At 43.2% G+C, this 20,205-nt stretch carries 15 protein-coding genes and 1 tRNA gene; 11 read left to right on the top strand and 5 right to left on the bottom strand.

What is annotated here, in order from left to right; all coding sequences use genetic code 11:
* The first annotated feature begins 10 nt into the window (after positions 1 to 10).
* The 9 genes from ACHLI0_RS15710 (at position 11) to ACHLI0_RS15670 (ending at position 10,384) form a co-directional block, all read left to right on the top strand.
* Positions 11 to 781 carry an FAD:protein FMN transferase gene (locus ACHLI0_RS15710; RefSeq protein WP_196071145.1) on the top strand — a complete coding sequence of 257 codons (771 nt, stop codon included), beginning with the start codon at positions 11 to 13 and terminating at the stop codon, positions 779 to 781.
* A 3-nt stretch (positions 782 to 784) separates the two neighbouring features.
* On the top strand, positions 785 to 2,110 hold the full coding sequence (locus ACHLI0_RS15705) for a Gfo/Idh/MocA family protein (protein ID WP_008767112.1): 1,326 nt from the start codon (positions 785 to 787) through the stop codon (positions 2,108 to 2,110).
* A gap of 3 nt (positions 2,111 to 2,113) precedes the next feature.
* Positions 2,114 to 2,353, top strand: a complete 240-nt coding sequence (locus ACHLI0_RS15700; protein ID WP_011108895.1) for a hypothetical protein — start codon at positions 2,114 to 2,116, stop codon at positions 2,351 to 2,353.
* Between the two features lie 87 nt (positions 2,354 to 2,440).
* Positions 2,441 to 3,784, top strand: coding sequence for a Gfo/Idh/MocA family protein (locus ACHLI0_RS15695; protein WP_016269714.1), 1,344 nt, complete (start codon positions 2,441 to 2,443; stop codon positions 3,782 to 3,784).
* 875 nt (positions 3,785 to 4,659) lie between these two features.
* The gene (locus tag ACHLI0_RS15690; RefSeq protein ID WP_061473624.1) at positions 4,660 to 7,305 is read left to right on the top strand and encodes a DNA gyrase/topoisomerase IV subunit A; all 2,646 of its coding nucleotides are present in this window, start codon (positions 4,660 to 4,662) and stop codon (positions 7,303 to 7,305) included.
* Between the two features lie 38 nt (positions 7,306 to 7,343).
* Positions 7,344 to 8,204 (top strand): DUF3316 domain-containing protein, encoded by an 861-nt coding sequence (locus tag ACHLI0_RS15685; protein WP_008762529.1) that lies wholly within the window; start codon positions 7,344 to 7,346, stop codon positions 8,202 to 8,204.
* Positions 8,205 to 8,252: 48 nt separating this feature from the next.
* Positions 8,253 to 9,275, top strand: a complete 1,023-nt coding sequence (locus ACHLI0_RS15680; RefSeq protein WP_011108892.1) for a S41 family peptidase — start codon at positions 8,253 to 8,255, stop codon at positions 9,273 to 9,275.
* A gap of 72 nt (positions 9,276 to 9,347) precedes the next feature.
* Positions 9,348 to 9,429 (top strand) — tRNA-Leu (locus ACHLI0_RS15675).
* Positions 9,430 to 9,493: 64 nt separating this feature from the next.
* The gene (locus tag ACHLI0_RS15670; RefSeq protein ID WP_008762527.1) at positions 9,494 to 10,384 is read left to right on the top strand and encodes a carbohydrate kinase family protein; all 891 of its coding nucleotides are present in this window, start codon (positions 9,494 to 9,496) and stop codon (positions 10,382 to 10,384) included.
* A gap of 240 nt (positions 10,385 to 10,624) precedes the next feature.
* Here ACHLI0_RS15670 and ACHLI0_RS15665 read toward each other — a convergent pair whose 3' ends face one another.
* The 5 genes from ACHLI0_RS15665 to ACHLI0_RS15645 form a co-directional block, all read right to left on the bottom strand.
* A complete protein-coding gene (locus tag ACHLI0_RS15665) occupies positions 10,625 to 10,999 on the bottom strand; it encodes a hypothetical protein (RefSeq protein ID WP_008767119.1) in 375 nt (124 codons plus the stop codon).
* A gap of 124 nt (positions 11,000 to 11,123) precedes the next feature.
* Positions 11,124 to 11,771 (bottom strand): hypothetical protein, encoded by a 648-nt coding sequence (locus tag ACHLI0_RS15660; protein ID WP_490749622.1) that lies wholly within the window; start codon positions 11,769 to 11,771, stop codon positions 11,124 to 11,126.
* Positions 11,772 to 12,208: 437 nt separating this feature from the next.
* On the bottom strand, positions 12,209 to 12,973 hold the full coding sequence (locus ACHLI0_RS15655) for a hypothetical protein (RefSeq protein WP_061473625.1): 765 nt from the start codon (positions 12,971 to 12,973) through the stop codon (positions 12,209 to 12,211).
* A 194-nt stretch (positions 12,974 to 13,167) separates the two neighbouring features.
* Positions 13,168 to 13,524, bottom strand: a complete 357-nt coding sequence (locus tag ACHLI0_RS15650) for a DUF3244 domain-containing protein (protein WP_008762522.1) — start codon at positions 13,522 to 13,524, stop codon at positions 13,168 to 13,170.
* 151 nt (positions 13,525 to 13,675) lie between these two features.
* Positions 13,676 to 15,301: a tetratricopeptide repeat protein gene (locus tag ACHLI0_RS15645; protein ID WP_022472115.1), complete on the bottom strand. Its 1,626-nt coding sequence runs from the start codon at positions 15,299 to 15,301 to the stop codon at positions 13,676 to 13,678.
* A 198-nt stretch (positions 15,302 to 15,499) separates the two neighbouring features.
* Between ACHLI0_RS15645 and ACHLI0_RS15640 the strand changes: the two genes are divergently transcribed.
* Complete coding sequence (locus tag ACHLI0_RS15640) at positions 15,500 to 18,565, top strand: SusC/RagA family TonB-linked outer membrane protein (RefSeq protein WP_490749621.1); 3,066 nt, start codon at positions 15,500 to 15,502, stop codon at positions 18,563 to 18,565.
* 103 nt (positions 18,566 to 18,668) lie between these two features.
* Positions 18,669 to 20,198, top strand: coding sequence for a RagB/SusD family nutrient uptake outer membrane protein (locus tag ACHLI0_RS15635; protein ID WP_490749620.1), 1,530 nt, complete (start codon positions 18,669 to 18,671; stop codon positions 20,196 to 20,198).
* Positions 20,199 to 20,205: the final 7 nt, after the last annotated feature.

Below are 20,205 nucleotides of genomic sequence, written 5' to 3'. Positions count from 1 at the left end.
AGATGAATCCATGTTTCATGGATTCATTCCTCATGTTATGGGGACACGTCTTGATATCCTGATGATTCACTCCAACCTTCCCCTCCTAAACATGCTTTGGGCACATATTACCGACGAGTTAGAAAGGTTGGATAAGATGTTGAATCGATTTGATGCCACAAGTGAAGTATCAAAGCTAAACAGCCATACACAACAAGATTCAGTTTCTGTCAGTGCGGAATTGGAAGATATCCTACGGTCATGCCAATATTATTATGAAAAGACTCTTCATCTTTTCGACATCACATTAAACGATTTCTCACAAATACAAATTCACGGCAATCACCATATCTCTTTTAGCAACTTTTCCGTAACACTTGATTTTGGAGGTTTCGCGAAGGGATACGCCTTAAAAAAGATTCAAGAAATCCTCTTGCGGGGAAATATAGAGAATGCTTTCGTCGATTTTGGCAACAGTTCGATTATGGGAATAGGACACCATCCTTATGGAGACTGCTGGAAAGTCAGTTTGCAGAATCCTTACACTCAACAAACTCTTGACGAATTCTGCCTAACTGACAATACGTTGTCCACTTCCGGGAATACGGAACAGTACACCGGGCATATTATAAATCCGCTTACAGGAATCCACAACGAACAAAAAAAAGTTACGAGTATCTTATCAGACAATCCGCTGGATGCAGAAATACTCAGTACAGTCTGGATGATTGCCGACGACCAGCAACGGGAACAGATCAACGAGAACTTCAAACATATAAAAGGAACTATATATACTCTATAAAATATGAGAAACAAAATAGAAAAAGGAGTCGATTTGAATCTCAGACAATTCATCAAAAGTCTGGGATATATCGCAGGAGGAACTGCACTGCTGGCAAGCACACCCTGGCTGTCTTCCTGCACACCCGAAAAGCTTAAAGAAATCCGCAACGAGAAAGCCCGGATCGCTTTAATCGGTACTGGTTCCAGGGGACAGTATCATATCCACAATCTAAAAGAGATTCCCCATGCCCGGATTGTTGCCGTTTGTGACAATTATGCTCCTAACCTCCAACAAGCAGTAGAGTTATGTCCGGGTGCCAAAGCATACACTGACTACCGGAAGCTTTTGGAATCGGCAGATATTGACGGCGTAATTATCTCTACTCCGTTGAACTGGCATGCCCCCATCGTACTGGATGCCCTGGCAGCCGGCAAACACGTATTCTGTGAAAAAGCCATGGCACGGACTTTAGACGAATGCAAAGCTATATATGATGCCTATCAAACGACCAACCAGGTTCTCTACTTCTGCATGCAGCGCATGTATGACGAGAAGTATATCAAAGGAATGCAAATGATTCATTCCGGACTCATCGGAGATGTGGTAGGAATGCGCTGCCATTGGTTCAGAAATGCAGACTGGCGCCGTCCCGTCCCCTCACCGGAACTGGAACATCAAATCAACTGGCGATTGTACAAAGAAAGCTCAGGCGGATTAATGACCGAACTGGCCTGTCACCAACTGGAAGTATGCAACTGGGCAGCTAAAAGAATGCCGGTAAGCATCATCGGTATGGGTGACATCGTCTACTGGAAAGACGGTCGCGAAGTATACGATAGCGTAAATGTGACTTACCGATACTCCGACGGAACGAAGATTGCCTACGAATCGTTGATTTCCAATAAATTCAACGGTATGGAAGACCAGATCCTCGGACACAAAGGTACTATGGAAATGGCAAAAGGTATCTATTATCTGGAAGAGGACCATTCAACATCGGGCATCCGGCAACTTATCGGACAGGTTAAGGATAAAGTATTCGCTGCTATCCCGACAGCCGGACCCAGTTGGAGACCGGAAACAAAAATGGAATACACGCCACATTTTGTTATTGAAGGAGACATTAACGTCAACAACGGGCTGAGCATGATCGGAGCCGACAAAGATGGTTCCGATATCATTCTCTCTTCTTTCTGCCAATCATGTATCACTGGAGAAAAAGCACAAAATGTGGTAGAAGAAGCCTATTGCTCCACCGTACTTTGCCTGCTTGGCAATCAAGCAATGGAGGAAGAGCGACATATCCTTTTCCCCGACGAATATAAAATACCATATATGAAATTTTAAATTATGAAAGATATCATCATCACCTCCCAAAAAATTAAAAGGGAAAGAAACATTTATCTGATATGCTTTCTTCTCTCTTTTGCAATCAATATTATTGCAATCCTTGTCTATACACGTCCGTGGATTGAAATATTCACTCAACTGGGGTATGTGCTCGTTATCAGTTTTTTCATCTATTTCATACTATGGATTCCGCGTATACTCGTTATCGGGTTACGTCATCTCCTTCGAAAAAAGAAGTAACAGCTTTACGTTTTTTGAAGATTGATTGACGGAAAAGAAGTCTGATATCAGTTAATAACGGCTTAACTTTGAGGAAAAATAAACACTATGACAACAAGAAGAGATTTTATCAAAAAAACAGTTGCAGGCACGGCCGCCCTTTCCTTGGGAAGCATTATTCCCGGCTTCGGTTCAAATAGTTATCAGGAAATCCTGGGTGCGAACGAAAAAATACGAATCGGAGTCATTGGTGTAAACTCCAGAGGTAATGCCTTGGCACAAGGATTTGCCAAGATGAAAGGTTGTGAAGTTACTTACCTTTGTGATGTTGATTCAAGAGCACTTGAAAGATGTCAGGCAGATATTCATAAAATAAGCGGACGCACTCCTAAAGGAGAAAAAGATATCCGCAAAATGCTGGAATCGGACGATTTTGAGGCGGTAGTCATTGCCACGCCTGACCACTGGCATGCCAAAGCAGCCATTATGGCTATGCAAGCAGGAAAGCATGTTTATCTGGAAAAACCGACCAGCCACAATCCGGCAGAGAATGAAATGTTAGTCAGGGCGACGCTTAAATATAACCGGATTGTCCAAGTCGGCAACCAGCGCCGTTCGTGGCCGAACGTTATCAAAGCAATAGAAGAGATTAAGTCTGGGGCAATCGGGAAAGTGAGATATGCCAAGTCCTGGTATGTCAACAACCGTCCTTCCATCGGCACAGGAAAAGTGGTTCCTGTACCCGACTATCTGGACTGGGATTTATGGCAAGGCCCTGCACCACGGGTGCCCAATTTTAAAGACAATTATGTCCATTATAACTGGCACTGGTTCTGGAACTGGGGTACCGGTGAAGCATTGAATAACGGAACTCATTTCGTTGATATCCTCCGTTGGGGGCTGGGCGTTGATTATCCGACAAAGGTAGATTCTGTCGGAGGACGTTATCGCTTTCAAGACGACTGGCAAACTCCGGATACACAACTCATCACTTTCCAGTTCGGCGACGAAGCATCCTGCTCTTGGGAAGGGCGTAGTTGCAACAGCACACCGGTAGACGGATACGGAGTAGGTACCGCTTTCTACGGAGAAACAGGCACCCTTTTCATCAGTGGAGGCAATGAGTACAAAATAACAGACTTACAAGGGAAAGTAATCAAAGATGTAAAAAGTAACTTGAAGTTTGAAACTGGTAATTTGCTAAATCCATCGGAAAAGCTGGATGCTTATCATTTCGAAAACTGGTTTGACGCCATCCGCAAAGGTGGTAAGCTGAATTCCGGCATTGTAGATGCCTGCATCAGTACTCAGTTAGTACAGTTAGGCAATATCGCACAACGTGTAGGTCATTCTTTAAATATTGATCCGGGGAGCGGACGTATTCTGAATGATCTGGAAGCTAACAAGCTCTGGGGCAGAGAATACGAAAAAGGTTGGGAAATACGGGTATAACCCCGCCCTTCTCTTCCTCGTTTTTTCATTAGGTTATAGTTTTGTTGGAGGGTATGTCAAAAGTAACTAAACTCCCCTCCTTCGGGAAGGAGGGGTGGCTGAAAGCCGGGGTGGTAGGTGTACTGTACAATTGAATATCAATAGTTTATGTATTCACCTACCACCTCCCCCTACGGGGACTCCTCCTTCCTGAAGGAGGAGAATTTTGTTACTATTGACTCTGACACACGCTCCTTCTTTGTATCATAAAGCGAACAGAGTTTATGTTATCATATTTCACCATATAAGCACATCCGTGGCAGAGATACTGCAACACCCCGACCAAGCTCCCATGAAAAACTTCAACCTTTTATTTATAAACCAGACAAACGTTTCTAATAAATTCCTGCATCGTTTATTATAAACGTCCCCCCAGTTTATTATAAACTCAAATTCCCCTTTTCAAAGATTAATCTTTAATTTTATGCAACAAAAAAGGCTGCAAACCCGCTAAGAGTTCGCAGCCCATCAATGATAAATGAGTCTCACAGAGTCTGTTTTCTCAGACTTCTATTCGTTATATTGTCAGTATATCATACCAAATTAAAGGCATATACTTCCTATCAGATGCAGCAAAAAACAATTCTTTTTTCATTGGTTCAGGTTTTAATTAAAGCTGGATAGCCGACTACAAATATACAACATAAAAAGGGCTTTGTCAAGTCTTCGGGAAGTTTACACAAGAAAACAAAGGATTACTGAAGCTGTCAGCATCATAAAAAACGTGAGTTCTTTTCGTCCTCATATTGAATTTATTTCGTATTTTTGCGTGCACATCCTCCTTTTTTTGATGGATAGAAGAAAATTTGTTGTTAAAGCAAAGCGAAGATTGATATATGAGTGACGAAATCAACGAGATAACGGAAGGACATTCAGACTACAAACCGGCGGACGCGCGGGACGAAAACGTAAAGCATCAGTTAACAGGCATGTACCAGAATTGGTTTCTGGACTATGCTTCTTATGTGATTCTGGAACGTGCCGTTCCCCACATCAATGACGGTTTGAAGCCTGTACAACGACGTATTCTACATTCCATGAAACGTCTGGACGACGGGCGGTATAACAAAGTGGCAAATATTGTGGGACACACCATGCAGTTCCATCCGCACGGTGATGCTTCTATCGGCGATGCACTGGTACAGTTGGGGCAGAAAGACCTGCTGATAGACTGTCAGGGTAACTGGGGTAATATACTCACCGGTGACGGTGCGGCAGCTCCCCGTTACATCGAGGCACGCCTTTCCAAGTTTGCGCTGGACATCGTATTCAATCCCAAGACGACCGAATGGAAGCTGTCTTACGACGGCAGAAACAAGGAACCGGTCACCCTCCCCGTGAAGTTCCCGCTATTGCTGGCACAGGGAGTGGAAGGTATCGCCGTCGGACTTTCATCCAAGATATTACCTCACAACTTCAACGAACTTTGCGACGCCTCCATCAGCTATCTGCGTGGAGAATCGTTTCAGCTATATCCCGACTTCCAGACAGGCGGTTCCATCGACGTAGCCAAATACAATGACGGAGAACGCGGCGGAGCGGTAAAAGTACGCGCCAAGATCAACAAGCTGGACAACAAGACACTCGCCATCACGGAGATTCCGTATGGCAAGACCACCTCTACCGTCATCGACTCCATCCTGAAAGCTGTTGACAAAGGAAAAATCAAGATACGCAAAGTAGACGATAATACAGCCGCCAACGTAGAGATACTGGTACACCTGGCACCCGGAACTTCATCGGACAAAACGATCGACGCACTGTACGCCTTTACCGACTGCGAGGTAAGCATCTCACCCAACTGCTGTGTGATTGATGACAGCAAGCCTCACTTCCTCACCGTCAGCAAGGTACTGATAAAGTCGGCAGACAACACACTGGGACTGCTGAAACAGGAACTGGAAATCAAGAAAGGGGAAATACTGGAATCACTCCATTTCGCTTCCCTCGAAAAAATATTTATCGAAGAACGAATCTATAAGGACAAAGAGTTCGAGCAATCCAAAGACATGGACGCCGCCTGCGCACATATCGACGACCGCCTGACTCCTTTCTACCCGAGCTTTATCCGTGAAGTGACCAAAGAGGATATTCTCAAACTGATGGAAATCAAGATGGGGCGCATCCTGAAGTTCAACACCGACAAAGCCGATGAACTGATCGCCCGTATGAAAGAAGAGATCGCCGAAATCGACGATCACCTCGCTCACATCGTGGACTATACCGTAAACTGGTATCAGATGCTGAAAAGCAAATACGGAAAGAACTTCCCGCGCCGCACTGAACTGCGCAACTTCGACACCATCGAAGCCGCCAAAGTGGTAGAGGCCAACGAGAAACTCTACATCAACCGTGATGAAGGATTTATCGGAACAGCACTGAAGAAGGATGAATTCGTAGCCAACTGTTCGGATATCGATGACGTGATCGTCTTCTTCCGGGATGGTAAATATATCGTCACTCCGGTAGCCGACAAGAAGTTTGTGGGCAAAAACATTCTTTACGTCAATGTATTCAAGAAGAATGACAAACGCACCATCTACAATATCACTTACCGGGACGGCAAAGAAGGAACGACGTATATCAAACGTTTTGCCGTGACAGGTGTGGTCCGCGACCGTGAATACGATGTCACGCAAGGAACGCCGGACTCACGCATCACTTATTTCAGCGCCAACCCGAACGGAGAAGCCGAAATCATCAAAGTGACATTAAAGCCGAACCCGCGTGTAAGACGCATCATCTTCGAACGTGATTTCAGTGAAATCAGCATCAAGGGACGTCAGGCACAGGGAGTGATCCTCACCCGACTGCCGGTGCATAAGATTACCCTGAAACAGAAAGGAGGCTCTACCCTCGGAGGACGAAAAGTCTGGTTCGACCGCGATATCCTGCGCCTCAACTACGACGGACGGGGTGAATATCTGGGAGAATTCCAAAGCGACGACACCATTCTGGTAGTGCTCAACAATGGCGAGTTCTACACCACTAATTTCGATTTGAGCAACCACTACGAAGATAATGTCAGCATCGTCGAGAAGTTCGACCCGAACAAGATATGGACTGCCGCGCTTTATGATGCCGACCAGCAGAACTATCCGTATCTGAAACGTTTCTGTTTTGAAGGTTCCAACCGCAAGCAGAACTATCTGGGAGACAACAAGAATACCCGTCTGATCCTGCTGACTGATGAGTACTATCCTCGTCTGGAAGTCATATTCGGCGGACACGATAGTTTCCGTGAAGCGATGGTAATTGACGCGGAAGAATTTATTGCAGTCAAAGGCTTCAAGGCAAAAGGAAAGCGTATCACTACTTATACGGTGGATACCATCAACGAACTTGAACCGACCCGTTTCCCGGAACCGACTAACGAACAACCGGAACAACCGGAAGAAGAACCGGAAAATCTGGACCCGGACAGCGATAAGAGCGAAGGGGACATCATCGATGAGATTACGGGACAGATGAAGCTGTTTTAGCTAATGTATACATGCGGTAAAAAATACCCAATGTGCCAATGAAGAAAAACTTATTATACTTAGGGTTGACAGGATACCTCCTGTTCGCCCTCTGCACAAGATTACAGGCGCAGACCGACAGTCTGCAAGCACATCGCTACGTAACACGTGCCACCATGTACGGAGTCGGATTTACCAATGTGTTCGACACCTATCTTTCGCCTCAGGAATATAAAGGAATAGATTTCCGTATTTCCCGCGAGACGATCCGGATGACAAAGTTGTTCGACGGGAATGTTTCTGTGCAGAACTTCTTTCAGGCAGACGTCGGCTATACACACAACCGCGCAGACAACAACAATACCTTCTCCGGACTCGTCAACTGGAACTATGGCCTCCATTACCAGTTCCGCCTCACCGAGAACTTCAAGTTACTGGCAGGAGGACTGTTTGACGTCAACGGAGGATTTGTCTACAATCTCCGCAATTCGAACAATCCGGCTTCTGCCCGGGCATACGTCAATCTGGACGCTTCGGGAATGGCTATCTGGCATTTGAAAATCAAGCGCTATCCGATGGTACTCCGCTATCAAGTCAACGTGCCGATGATCGGACTTATGTTCTCACCGCACTACGGACAGTCTTATTACGAAATCTTCTCACTGGGCAACTCCAGCGGAGTTATCCAATTTACCTCTCTCCACAATCAACCGTCTCTCCGTCAGATGCTTTCTGTCGATCTGCCGATAGGATATACCAAGATGCGTTTCAGTTATCTGGCAGACTTGCAACAATCCAATGTTAACGGAATCAAGACACATACCTACTCTCATGTATTTATGGTAGGATTTGTGAAAGACCTGTATCGGGTTTCCAACAAAAAAGGAGCGAATCTGCCTCCGTCGGTGAGGGCGTACTAGGAGAAGTGGAGAGTGGAGAATTTATGGACAAGAACTGAAAGATTAAGAATGAGAAATAGAATTATACAACTACTTTTACTGCTCTGCTGCCTCCCGATACAGACGGGGTGCATCGGAGAAGATGATTACGCTGATGATCCCGTAGGAAACTTCGAGCAACTATGGAAGATCATTGACGAACGGTATTGCTTTCTGGACTCGAAAGGTATTGACTGGGATGCGGTTCATGAGAAATACAGCAAACTGATTGTACCGGGTATGTCCAATGACGACCTTTTCGATAAACTCAGCGAGATGCTCTATATCCTGAAAGACGGTCATGTCAATCTTTCATCTGCCAAGCGTGTCTCTTATTACGACGCATGGTATCAGGGGTATCCGTGGAATTATCGGGAGGATATTCTTTACCAGTATTACCTGGGCAGTGCCAGCAAGGACTACTATACATCGGCGGGGATGAAGTACAAAATATTCGACAATAATATCGGATATATCCGCTACGAAAGTTTCAGTTCCGGGGTCGGCGATGGCAATCTGGATGAAATCCTTGTCTATCTGGCAACCTGCAACGGACTGATTATCGATGTACGCGACAACGGAGGAGGTAATCTGACTAATTCTTCCCGCATTGCCGCCCGATTTACCAATAGTAAAATCCTGACCGGATTCATACAGCATAAAACGGGAACAGGACATAGTGACTTTTCCCAACCGGAACCGATCTACCTGGAACCTTCCAACAGCATCCGCTGGCAGAAGAAAGTCGTTATACTGACCAACCGCCGTTGCTACAGTGCAACCAATGATTTCGTCAATCTGATGCGCAGCATAGACAATGGCAAGATCATCCAGGTCGGTGACCAGACAGGTGGCGGTTCGGGACTTCCTTTCACATCGGAACTGCCGAACGGATGGAGCATCCGCTTCTCCGCCAGTCCTCATTTCGACAAAAATATGCAGCCGCTGGAAGAAGGTATTTTGCCTGATATAGCTATCGATATGACTGAGGATGACCAATCTAAACATAGGGACACACTGATTGAAAAGGCTTTTGAAATCTTAAGTGAGTAACTTTGTTGCCTAATTATTTGTCAAATCAGAAAATCTTCCTATCTTTGCACCGCTAAACAAAAAGCGACGCATGCGGATGTGGCGTAATTGGTAGCCGCGCCAGACTTAGGATCTGGTGCCGTGAGGCGTGTAGGTTCGAGTCCTATCATCCGCACACATTTATATAAACTAGAAAGCCTTCAAGAAATATCTTGGGGGCTTTTTAATTGATTACATATATGAAGAAACATCAACTTTGCTGCATCGGCCATATCACTTTGGATAAGGTAGTCACTCCTCAAAGCACAGTCTATATGCCTGGAGGCACAGCTTTCTATTGTTCACACGCTATCCGCCATTTCAATGACATAGATTATGCATTAGTGACAGCAGTCGGCGCTACGGAAATGAAAGTAGTAGACCAGCTGCGCGGGATAGGCATCAGCGTAACCGCATTACCCAGCCAGCACTCTGTATACTTCGAGAACATCTATGGAGAAAATCCGGATGACCGTACACAACGTGTGTTGGCTAAAGCCGATCCTTTCACCGCTTCCCAGCTTCAGGAGATAGAGGCGGAAATTTATCATCTTGGTTCGCTGTTAGCAGATGATTTTTCTTTAGAAGTGATTAAGGAGTTATCCCGGAAAGGATTGATAGCTGTCGATTCGCAAGGATACCTGCGTGAAGTACGTGATACGCACGTATACCCGGTAGACTGGACTGACAAGCGGGAAGCTCTGCAATATATTCATTTCCTTAAAGTAAATGAGCACGAAATGGAAGTGCTCACAGGACTTTCCGATCCGCATGAGGCCGCACGTAAACTGCACGAATGGGGAGTGAAAGAAGTATTAGTCACTTTAGGAAGTATGGGGTCTCTCATTTACGACGGTACGGATTTTTATCGCATTCCGGCTTATAAACCCGGACAAGTAGTAGATGCAACCGGCTGTGGAGATACTTATACTATCGGATATTTGTATCAACGGGTATCGGGTGCGAGCATCGAAGAAGCAGGTCGGTTTGCTGCCGCCATGTCTACGCTGAAGATCGAGAAATCCGGTCCTTTCTGTGGAAATAAGGAAGATGTTATTCGATGTATGGAGACTGCGGAGCAGATGTACTAAAAGAGAGCCATACAGGCGTTAATATCAATAAGCAGAGCGCTGTTTTATCTTGAAAAAGGATGAAACAGCGCTCTGTTTATTAACTACTTTTTTCTCCTGTTCTTAATAAGTTGCCCTAGAAAAACACCACTCATTGTGAAAATCATTGCAATGGAAGCCGAGAACCAACGACTACTTTCCGTACATAAAAGAATGGTAAAGAGTCCCAATAATAGAACAAAGAATAATGCCAATTTAATATTACCTTTCATGTATCTTCGAACGTTTAAATTTAACAATCAGGAAATAGACACTTTGAAAGAAGACGCCAATAAATATCATTTTCAGACCATCAACATCAAACATACGTTCACACAGAACTCCGACAATCTTTAAAGCACAAAGTACTGCAATGATTAATGTGAAAGCATATTGTAAGGCAGCATTTCTTATCTTTAAATATTCAGCACTTGTTTCTTTACAGCACCAAGGAAAAAGATACACCAAATTAAAGCCAACAAAAATAGATACCAAAGTATCATATTCAAAGGGTACTACGAATATCTCATATATTCCCCAAAGAATAAGCAGTATAATAATCATCACATCTGGCCTATTTTTTTTCATGAATTTCATTGTTCTATTTTTATTTATTATTCAGACTGTTCGTATACCTTTCAGCTAAACCAAGCTTTACCTCAAAAGTAATAAATATCTTTCAAGGTTCACTCTATCCAGCTAATCTTTTGACCTAAGATGTTCAATAGCAGAAAACTAGTCCTAACTGAAAATCAAGACGTCTCATATAGAGTCTATCCAATTTGTTTGGACGTAGTGTTTCCTTTTTCTCATCGGCTGTCATTTCAATCTTCTTAAAGTCTCCACTTAAAACAGAAAAGCCTCCGTTTACCGCAAGGTGGTCTGTCAATTTATATTCTACCAGAAAGTCCATATTCCCGGCCAATACACCGGAAGTACATTTAAATTCACTATTACTTCGACCTTCATCCCGATAATGTAGATATCCGGCTCCCAATACGCAACTAATTAAAGTTCTTTCGGTTATTGGAATTTTGAATCCAAGTTGCGGTCCTAAATACCAAAGTTCTACATTGTCAGCTACATTCGTTTCATCATCAAGTGTATAATTGGCAGAAGTACCGGAGAGATTAAACTTTAATCCGGCAACCCAAAATTTATCAATTCGATAGAGTGTCTTCACATTACACGTCAAGCCTCCATTATATTCCCCACGATAATTAACACCAAAAGGTGACAAGTTTGACTTACCGAACAATACACCTTTTCCACCATCTACCGAAATAAACAGTTTATCTCCGGAAAAACTCTGTGCAAATCCTACTGTAACAGAAAACACAAATAGGAAAAATAAAATAAGTTTTCTCATAATACTATATTTGAAAAGTCGTATGAATTGAAATATTCTAATTATCAATTCATACGACTAATTATTTTATGTTTTTTCTCTAGTGATATAGATATACAATATAGAACCTAAAGCTAGAACTAGATTCATCAGTAAAATATATGTCACTTTATTGGGGTTATTATCAAAAAAGAAATAAATGCATAATGAAATTATGATAGATAATAAAAACAGTCCTGATAGAACCCATAATTTGTCAGTACTAGCATGAAATCGTTTTCTTTTCTTAATAAGTTGTCCTATGCAAACTCCCGTTGATGTACAAATCATTGCAATAGAAGCAGAAAACCAAATACTATTTTCTGTACATAAAAGAATGGAGAACAGACCTAATATTAAAATATAAAACAATGCTAATTTGATATTATTTCTCATTTACTGTACATATTAAATAATTATCAACGCAGGGGCAATAGTTTACCTATTGTGTCTCTCGCTATACTATCATCATCTCTTTCCATCGGCTTAAATTCTATTGTATCTATTTGTATTTCCGTTGGAGGGCGAGAGACTACACGGGAGCTACATAGCCAAGTTTGTAACACACACCAACCAACCGCCACAACAAATCCCGCACCAGCCGTAACCATTCCAAAAGCGGTTGACCATAAAGCACCAGCCAAGCCAAGAGATACATTGCACCCCCAATTTCCACCACGGGCTGTCAGACCGTCAAGTCCATCATATATTTCAAGAACATTACATGTATTATTTCTTTTATTAACCATTGCTTTAAAAATAGGAATATTGTTACTATCATAACATGTGAACATAGTTTCTTCAAGTGCATCTTCAGCATTTTGTGCACATTCAATTATAAGACAGTTTTCAATAACACCATTCTCTTTATAAAATGCCATTATATTATTAGCATCCATTTTACTTCGTACAACTATCATTTCCTCCCCAAAGGTTTGGATTTGTGGACGCAAAATTTCTTGCATACCTAAATCGTAATTCATTTCAGCATTATTAAAAGTAGTTCTTGTTTTTACCGAATTATTCAAGTAATCCAGTAGTTGTTGTTTCAATTCTAAACTACTCACTTTTTCAAAAGTCTTATTCTCAATAACATTCTGTTCTTCTGAAAGAGTATTTTGCTCATCCGAACATGATAAGCAGCAAATACAACATAATAAAAACATAAAAAAAATTGCTTTCATAACCGATTGAATTTAAAGGTTGATAAATACGTTACAACAATAATAAATAACAGATCCCAAAGGAAATTACCTCCTTCCTCTAACTTAATATTTTACAATTAGAAATATCGACTATACAGAAAAGGAACACAAAAAGTTACTTCTTGTCACTAAGACTAAAAGTACATTTATCCATTACCTTATTCAGTTCAGTTTCACTGTACAGTAAATGTACCTTCCAACAAACAATCATTCAAAATTATATGAATAGTATATTCTCCTTTTTCACAAGAAGACATATCAATCATGACAATGCTAGTGTTGTGATAAGTTTTGGAATGTACAATTTCACCTGTAGCTTTATTCGTTACAGTAATGATAGCATAATCTTTTGCTCTACCGAAGCTTACATTAAGAATATTAGAGAGAATAGCACATTTCTCATAAGTAGGTTGAATAGGTATTCCCATAGGATTAGAGCGGCTATCTTTTAGTAAATGAATATCATTTGAATTTGCCCATCCTTCAATCGCAAATAAGCAACAAAGTAATAATAATAGTTTTGCTTTCATAATACTTATTTTTATTGGTTATGATACAAATGTAAGGGATAAGATTTAAATAAATTCAGATGCCTGGTCACAATAAAGTTACAAGATAACTATGGATCTCGACTGCAAGTTACAGAAAAGTTACAGGAATGTCACAATCCAACATAAACACCTATGAGACAAGATATTGGCGTATAGTCATCCATTCAAAGAATTCTTCTCCTAACTTAATCTTCATGCGACTTTTCCGACTTTTAAATGCTCCTTCAGAAGCACGTGTACATAATAAGATTGTTTCTTTGGAGCAACCCAATAAGAAAAATACGCAATGGAGCAAGTCTTCTTTAGTTAAATCAGCATATTGAATTTTCAATTTAAGCATAATGTCGCCAAAAGTTTCATAAATGCTTTCACAAATCATCTGTCCTTCATGAATACTCAAAGAGGTAGCAACGCCCATCTTTTTCTCCAAAGAAAGAAGTTTCTCATGGGTTTCTGTCCTTCGAAACAACTGAAGACAAAGTTCTAAACTCGGCTCCAACATCCTCATAAAATCAGATTCAGCATTACCCTGATCCTCAAAGTCCCCAGATAGAATATCTGTACGACTCTTCATTAATTGATTTTGTAACTCAAGATACTTCTTTTTTCGACGTTTATCAATCCAAAGAGAAATCGCTCCTCCAATAATAAATAACAGCAAAAGTGATAAGACCTCAATTTTATATCTTCCCGCAATTTTTTGCTGATAAAATTCGATTTCATATTGATCAGCCAAACGAGTTATCTCAGCTGCCTTTGTTGTATCATAAATTGAATCTAGATAATAAATAAAAGAATCAGCTGCCGCTATAGCTGCTGGATAATTTTTCTCTTCTTTCTCCAATTTATATAATTCTCCATAACTTCCTCCACGGTTAAATATATAAGGAGAAGATTTACTCAAATTCAAATAATACCGTGCAGAGTCCATTTGATGGATATTACGTAAGATACAACCTTTTCGAAGATATTCAGAAAATAAATTAGTACCAGTTGGTGCAGAAGATATAGATGCAGAAAGATATTGGTTAGCCTTTTGAAATTCCCCTTTTTCATTATGCAAAATTCCCAATTCACTCAATATTATAGATTTATAATAATCTTCCCCTATATTCTCTGCAACATCCAATGCTTTTTGATAATAGACCAAAGCACTATCCAATTGATGTTGAAGCATAAAAACATACCCTATCCCTCTAACAGCATAAAATAGACCATCATCTTTCTTTTGCTTAATATAAATTTCATGCGCTTTATGATGGGCGTGCATAGCATCCTTATAAAGATTTTGTTCCGCATAACATCCCGCCAGATTCTCATAAATGGCCCCCAAATAAAGATACTCGCTCTCTTTAGGAATTACCTTTAATGCTTGCAAGAAATCTTTTACCGCCAAATCCATACACCGCATGTCTCGATACACACAACCCCGATAATAATAGGCTTGCATCTTACGCTCATTATTCCAACTTCTTTTATAATAATCTACTGCAAACCGAATCAATGAATCACTTGACTCATGAACATACAACTTAGTCCTTGCCCGTGTCAAAAATATAGCATAATCAGCTCTTTCAGAGCCGGATAACTTTTCAGGATGAGAAATGGATTCGAGGAGAGACAGGGCACTATCGGGGAACTCTTGCATCAGTGAGTCTGCCTGATGTAAAAGAGTAGTTGCATTACCTCCATCATGACAAGCAGAGAGAGACAAAATCAGGAACAACCCTATAATATAAGAAAGAAGTAGCTTCATAGTTCGTTTCGTTTTACAAATGTAAATAGAATAAAACAAACAAGCAACAAAAAGACAAATAATTTTTTCACACATCATAATTACAATGTTAAAATTGCCCTTTCTCTCTCTTTCCCTAATCTTTTTTGCCTTTCATTTGTTCACTTTGTTACTTTCGCCGGAAGACGGCAGAATAAACTTCAACCTAAATAGTAACGAATGGAAAAATTTAATGCAATGAGGACTAGACTTTTACAAGATCTTCAGAAGAAAACCATCAGGTTTAAGAGCATAGTGGCGCTCACTTGCTTGTTGCTGACCTCCGTATCCGCCTTTGCACAAACAAAGACAGTGACCGGTACGGTAACAGATGCCGCCAATGAACCGCTGATCGGTGCATCGGTGCTCGTACAAGGAACTTCCACCGGAACCATCACCGATATGGACGGTAAGTATTCAATCTCTGTCACCCCAGAAGACGTACTGGTATTCTCCTATGTAGGAATGACTACACAGAGTGTCAAGGTAGGAGCACAGAATGTGATCAACGTCACCCTGAAAGAAGATTCGCAGGTACTAGCCGAGACAGTCGTTATCGGATACGGTAGCGCGAAGAAAAGAGACTTGACAGGTTCTATTACCAACGTCAAAGGAGAAGAAATTGCCAACAAACCTGCAACGAACCCATTATCTTCCTTACAAGGAAAAGTGGCAGGTGTACAAATCGTAAACTCCGGACGTGCCGGTGCCGACCCCGAAATCCGTATCCGTGGTACAAACTCCATCAATGGCTACAAACCGTTGTACGTGGTAGACGGACTATTCAATGACAATATCAACTTCCTTAATCCGGAGGACATCGAATCTATGGAGATCCTGAAAGACCCGTCATCACTGGCTATCTTCGGTGTTCGCGGTGCGAATGGTGTCATCATCATCACCACCAAGAAAGCCAAAGAAGGACAGACACTGGTTAACATTAATACCTCTTTCGGTTTCAAGAAAGTAGTAGATAAGGTTGATTTGGTCAACGGTCCGCAATTTCAGGAGCTATACAGCGAACAGCTTGCCAATCAGAAGGACACTCCGTTCGACTTCAGCGGCTGGAACGCGAACACCAACTGGCAGGATGAGATTTTCCAGACTGCATTCATCACCAACAATAATATCAGTATTACCGGAGCTTCGCCGAAACATAGTTTCTACCTGGGCGTAGGTTACTCTCACGAACAGGGAAACATCAAGCATGAGAAGTTCAGCAAAGTGACTATCAATGCAAGTAATGACTACAAGATCACGGACTTTCTGAAAGTCGGCTTCCAGTTCAACGGAGCACGCACGCTTCCGGCAGACTCCAAGCAGGTACTCGGCGCTCTTCGTGCTGCCCCTATCGCACCGGTATACAATAAGGAATATGGCCTGTACAGCGTTCTGCCCGAATTTCAGAAAGCACAGATCAACAATCCGATGGTAGACGTCGATCTGAAAGCCAATACGACCAAAGCCGAAAACTACCGGGCATCGGGTAATATCTATGGCGAAGTGGACTTCCTGAAACATTTCAACTTCAAAGCGATGTTCTCTATGGACTATGCTTCCAACAACGGACGTACTTATCTGCCTATCATGAAGGTGTATGACGATACTGCCGCAGGAGATGTAGTTACATTGGGAACCGGCAAGACAGAAGTCAGCCAGTTCAAGGAAAATGAAACGAAAGTGCAGAGTGATTATCTATTGACTTACACCAATAGTTTTGATCACGGCAATCATAACCTGACCGCTACAGCCGGTTTCACGACGTATTACAATTCACTGAGCCGACTGGACGGAGCACGTAAACAAGGTGTCGGTCTGGTGATTCCTGACGATCCGGACAAGTGGTTTGTCAGCATCGGTGATGCCGCAACAGCTACCAACGGAAGTACCCAATGGGAACGGACTACGGTATCCATGCTGGCACGTGTGATCTACAACTACAAAGGAAAATACCTGTTCAACGGTTCGTTCCGTCGCGATGGTTCTTCCGCCTTCTCATACACCGGCAATGAGTGGCAGAACTTCTTCTCACTAGGCGGCGGTTGGTTGATGACCGAAGAAGAGTTCATGAAGGATATCAAATGGCTCGATATGTTGAAAATCAAAGCATCTTACGGTACATTAGGCAATCAGAATCTGGACAGGGCCTATCCTGCCGAACCGCTGTTGTCAAATGCTTACTCGGCTGTTTTCGGCAAGCCGTCCATTATCTATCCCGGTTACCAGCTCTCCTATCTGCCCAATCCCAATCTGCGTTGGGAAAAAGTAGAAGCTTGGGAAGCAGGTTTCGAAACGAACGTGCTGCGCAACCGTCTGCACTTCGAAGGAGTATATTATAAGAAAAGGACCAAAGACTTGCTTGCCGAAGTGCCCGGTATCTCCGGAACAGTACCCGGCATCGGCAACTTGGGAGAAATCGAAAACATGGGTGTTGAAATGGCAGCCAGCTGGCGTGACCAGATCGGTGACTGGGGATACTCTGTCAGCGCCAACCTGACCACCATCAAGAATAAGGTGAAGAGCCTCGTTCAGGACGGATACTCCATCATCGCCGGAGACAAACAGCAGAGTTACACGATGGCGGGCTATCCTATCGGTTTCTTCTACGGTTACAAGGTGGCAGGCGTATACCAGTCGCAGGAAGATATCGACGCCTCTCCCAAAAACACATTGGCTACCGTCACTCCGGGTGACCTGAAGTTTGCCGATGTCAACAGGGATGGAGAAATCACTCCGGAAGACCGTACAATGATAGGTAACCCGACACCGGATTTCACCTATGGCCTTTCTCTCGGAGTAAACTACAAGAACTGGTCATTGGGCATCGATATGATGGGACAACACGGTAACGAGATTTTCCGTACCTGGGACAATTATAACTTTGCACAGTTCAACTATCTGTCACAGCGCGTGGACCGCTGGCACGGAGAAGGTACCTCCAACAGCCAGCCGTTGCTGAACTCCAAACATTCTATCAACAACCTGAATTCGGAGTATTACATCGAAGACGGCAGCTTCTTCCGCATCCGTAACGTGCAACTTGCTTACTCGTTCGACAAGGCCCTCCTTGCCAAAATACGCTTGCAGGCACTGAAAGTCTATGTCAACATACAGAACCTGAAGACATGGAAGCACAACACCGGCTACACACCGGAACTGGGAGGTAGCGCCACCACCTTCGGAGTAGACGACGGCAGCTACCCCGTACCTGCTGTCTATACCTTCGGCATCAACCTGACCTTCTAGTGGCGTGGCAAGGTGCCACACCCAAGTTTCCATGCGGGTGGCAAGGTGCCACACCCAGGTTTCCATGCGGAATATAACTTTAATGAATCAAATCTATAATTGTATGAAACTAAATAAATATCTTTTTTCCACCTTTATTGCCGCCTCCACTCTGCTGATAAGCAGTTGCAGCGACTTTCTGGACCGGAGTCCGCAGGGACAATTCACCGAAGACGATAATCCCAATGCGCTGGTCAACGGTAAAATCTACAATGTCTATACCATGATGCGAAGTTTCGACATCACAGCCGGCACTCCCGCCATTGCTATCCATTATCTACGCTCCGAAGACTCCGAGAAAGGAAGTATTCCGAGTGACGGATCGGATGTAGCCGAAATGTACGATGACTTCTTATACACCCCGACTAACGGTTTGCTAGGTTCATACTGGGGAAAGAATTACGCCATCATCTACCAGTGTAATGATATCCTCGACGCCATTGCCGAGAAAGAGACTGCCGGACAAACGGAAACCGAAGATATCATCAACAAAGGGGAAGCTTCTTTCTTCCGTGCTTATTGTTACTTCAATCTAGTGAGAGCCTTTGGCGAAGTACCTTTGGTGACTTACAAGATCAACGATGCCTCGGAAGCCAACATCCCGAAGACTACCGCCGATAAAATCTACGAGCAGATCGATACCGACCTGAAAACTGCGGAAGAGTCATTGCCCGAAACATGGAGCACCGAATATACCGGACGCCTGACTTGGGGAGCTGCCCGTTCACTTCATGCCCGCACCTATATGATGCGCAGTGACTGGGACAATATGTACAAAGCCTCTACTGACGTCATCAACAAAGGTTTATATAATCTGAAAACTCCGTATAACGAAATATTCACCGACGACGGAGAGAACAGCGGCGGTTCTATATTCGAACTGCAATGTACCGCCACTGCCGCCCTTCCACAGAGTGACGTTATCGGCAGCCAGTTCTGCGAAGTGCAAGGCATTCGCGGAGCCGGTCAGTGGGACTTAGGCTGGGGATGGCACATGGCAACCCAGTTATTGGCAGACGCCTACGAGACAGGTGACCCGCGTAAAAACGCCACCCTGCTCTACTTCCGCAAAACGGACGATGAACCGATCACCCCGGAAAACACCAACGAACCTTATGGTGAATCCCCCGTCTCCCCGGCTATGGGAGCTTACTTCAACAAAAAAGCTTATACCGACCCCGCACTGCGTAAGGAATATACCAACAAAGGCTTTTGGGTGAATATCCGCCTGATCCGGTATTCGGATGTAGTATTGATGGCTGCCGAAGCTGCCAACGAAAAGAATATCCCCGGAGAAGCGGTGGATTATCTGGAAATGGTACGTGCACGTGCCAGAGGCACCAATACGAATATACTGCCCAAAATAACGACCAACGATCAGGGAGAATTGCGGGAAGCCATCCGCCACGAACGCCGCGTGGAACTCGGGCTGGAGCCCGACCGTTTCTACGATCTTGTACGTTGGGGAATCGCCTCGGAAGTATTGCACGCTGCCGGAAAAGTAAACTACCAGGATAAGAACGCATTATTGCCTTTGCCTCAGTCAGAAATTGACAAGTCCAAAGGAGTACTGGTACAGAATCCGGATTATTAATTAATAT

It is taken from the genome of Bacteroides sp. RCH18 (assembly GCF_058231005.1).
This window is presented reverse-complemented; position numbering and strand designations above follow the sequence as displayed.

Coding starts and splice junctions, on each gene's coding strand:
- ACHLI0_RS15710 (WP_196071145.1), top strand. CDS start 11: ATGTTTCATGGATTCATTCCTCATGTTATGGGGACACGTCTTGATATC.
- ACHLI0_RS15705 (WP_008767112.1), top strand. CDS start 785: ATGAGAAACAAAATAGAAAAAGGAGTCGATTTGAATCTCAGACAATTC.
- ACHLI0_RS15700 (WP_011108895.1), top strand. CDS start 2,114: ATGAAAGATATCATCATCACCTCCCAAAAAATTAAAAGGGAAAGAAAC.
- ACHLI0_RS15695 (WP_016269714.1), top strand. CDS start 2,441: ATGACAACAAGAAGAGATTTTATCAAAAAAACAGTTGCAGGCACGGCC.
- ACHLI0_RS15690 (WP_061473624.1), top strand. CDS start 4,660: ATGAGTGACGAAATCAACGAGATAACGGAAGGACATTCAGACTACAAA.
- ACHLI0_RS15685 (WP_008762529.1), top strand. CDS start 7,344: ATGAAGAAAAACTTATTATACTTAGGGTTGACAGGATACCTCCTGTTC.
- ACHLI0_RS15680 (WP_011108892.1), top strand. CDS start 8,253: ATGAGAAATAGAATTATACAACTACTTTTACTGCTCTGCTGCCTCCCG.
- ACHLI0_RS15670 (WP_008762527.1), top strand. CDS start 9,494: ATGAAGAAACATCAACTTTGCTGCATCGGCCATATCACTTTGGATAAG.
- ACHLI0_RS15665 (WP_008767119.1), bottom strand. CDS start 10,999: ATGAAATTCATGAAAAAAAATAGGCCAGATGTGATGATTATTATACTG.
- ACHLI0_RS15660 (WP_490749622.1), bottom strand. CDS start 11,771: ATGAGAAAACTTATTTTATTTTTCCTATTTGTGTTTTCTGTTACAGTA.
- ACHLI0_RS15655 (WP_061473625.1), bottom strand. CDS start 12,973: ATGAAAGCAATTTTTTTTATGTTTTTATTATGTTGTATTTGCTGCTTA.
- ACHLI0_RS15650 (WP_008762522.1), bottom strand. CDS start 13,524: ATGAAAGCAAAACTATTATTATTACTTTGTTGCTTATTTGCGATTGAA.
- ACHLI0_RS15645 (WP_022472115.1), bottom strand. CDS start 15,301: ATGAAGCTACTTCTTTCTTATATTATAGGGTTGTTCCTGATTTTGTCT.
- ACHLI0_RS15640 (WP_490749621.1), top strand. CDS start 15,500: ATGGAAAAATTTAATGCAATGAGGACTAGACTTTTACAAGATCTTCAG.
- ACHLI0_RS15635 (WP_490749620.1), top strand. CDS start 18,669: ATGAAACTAAATAAATATCTTTTTTCCACCTTTATTGCCGCCTCCACT.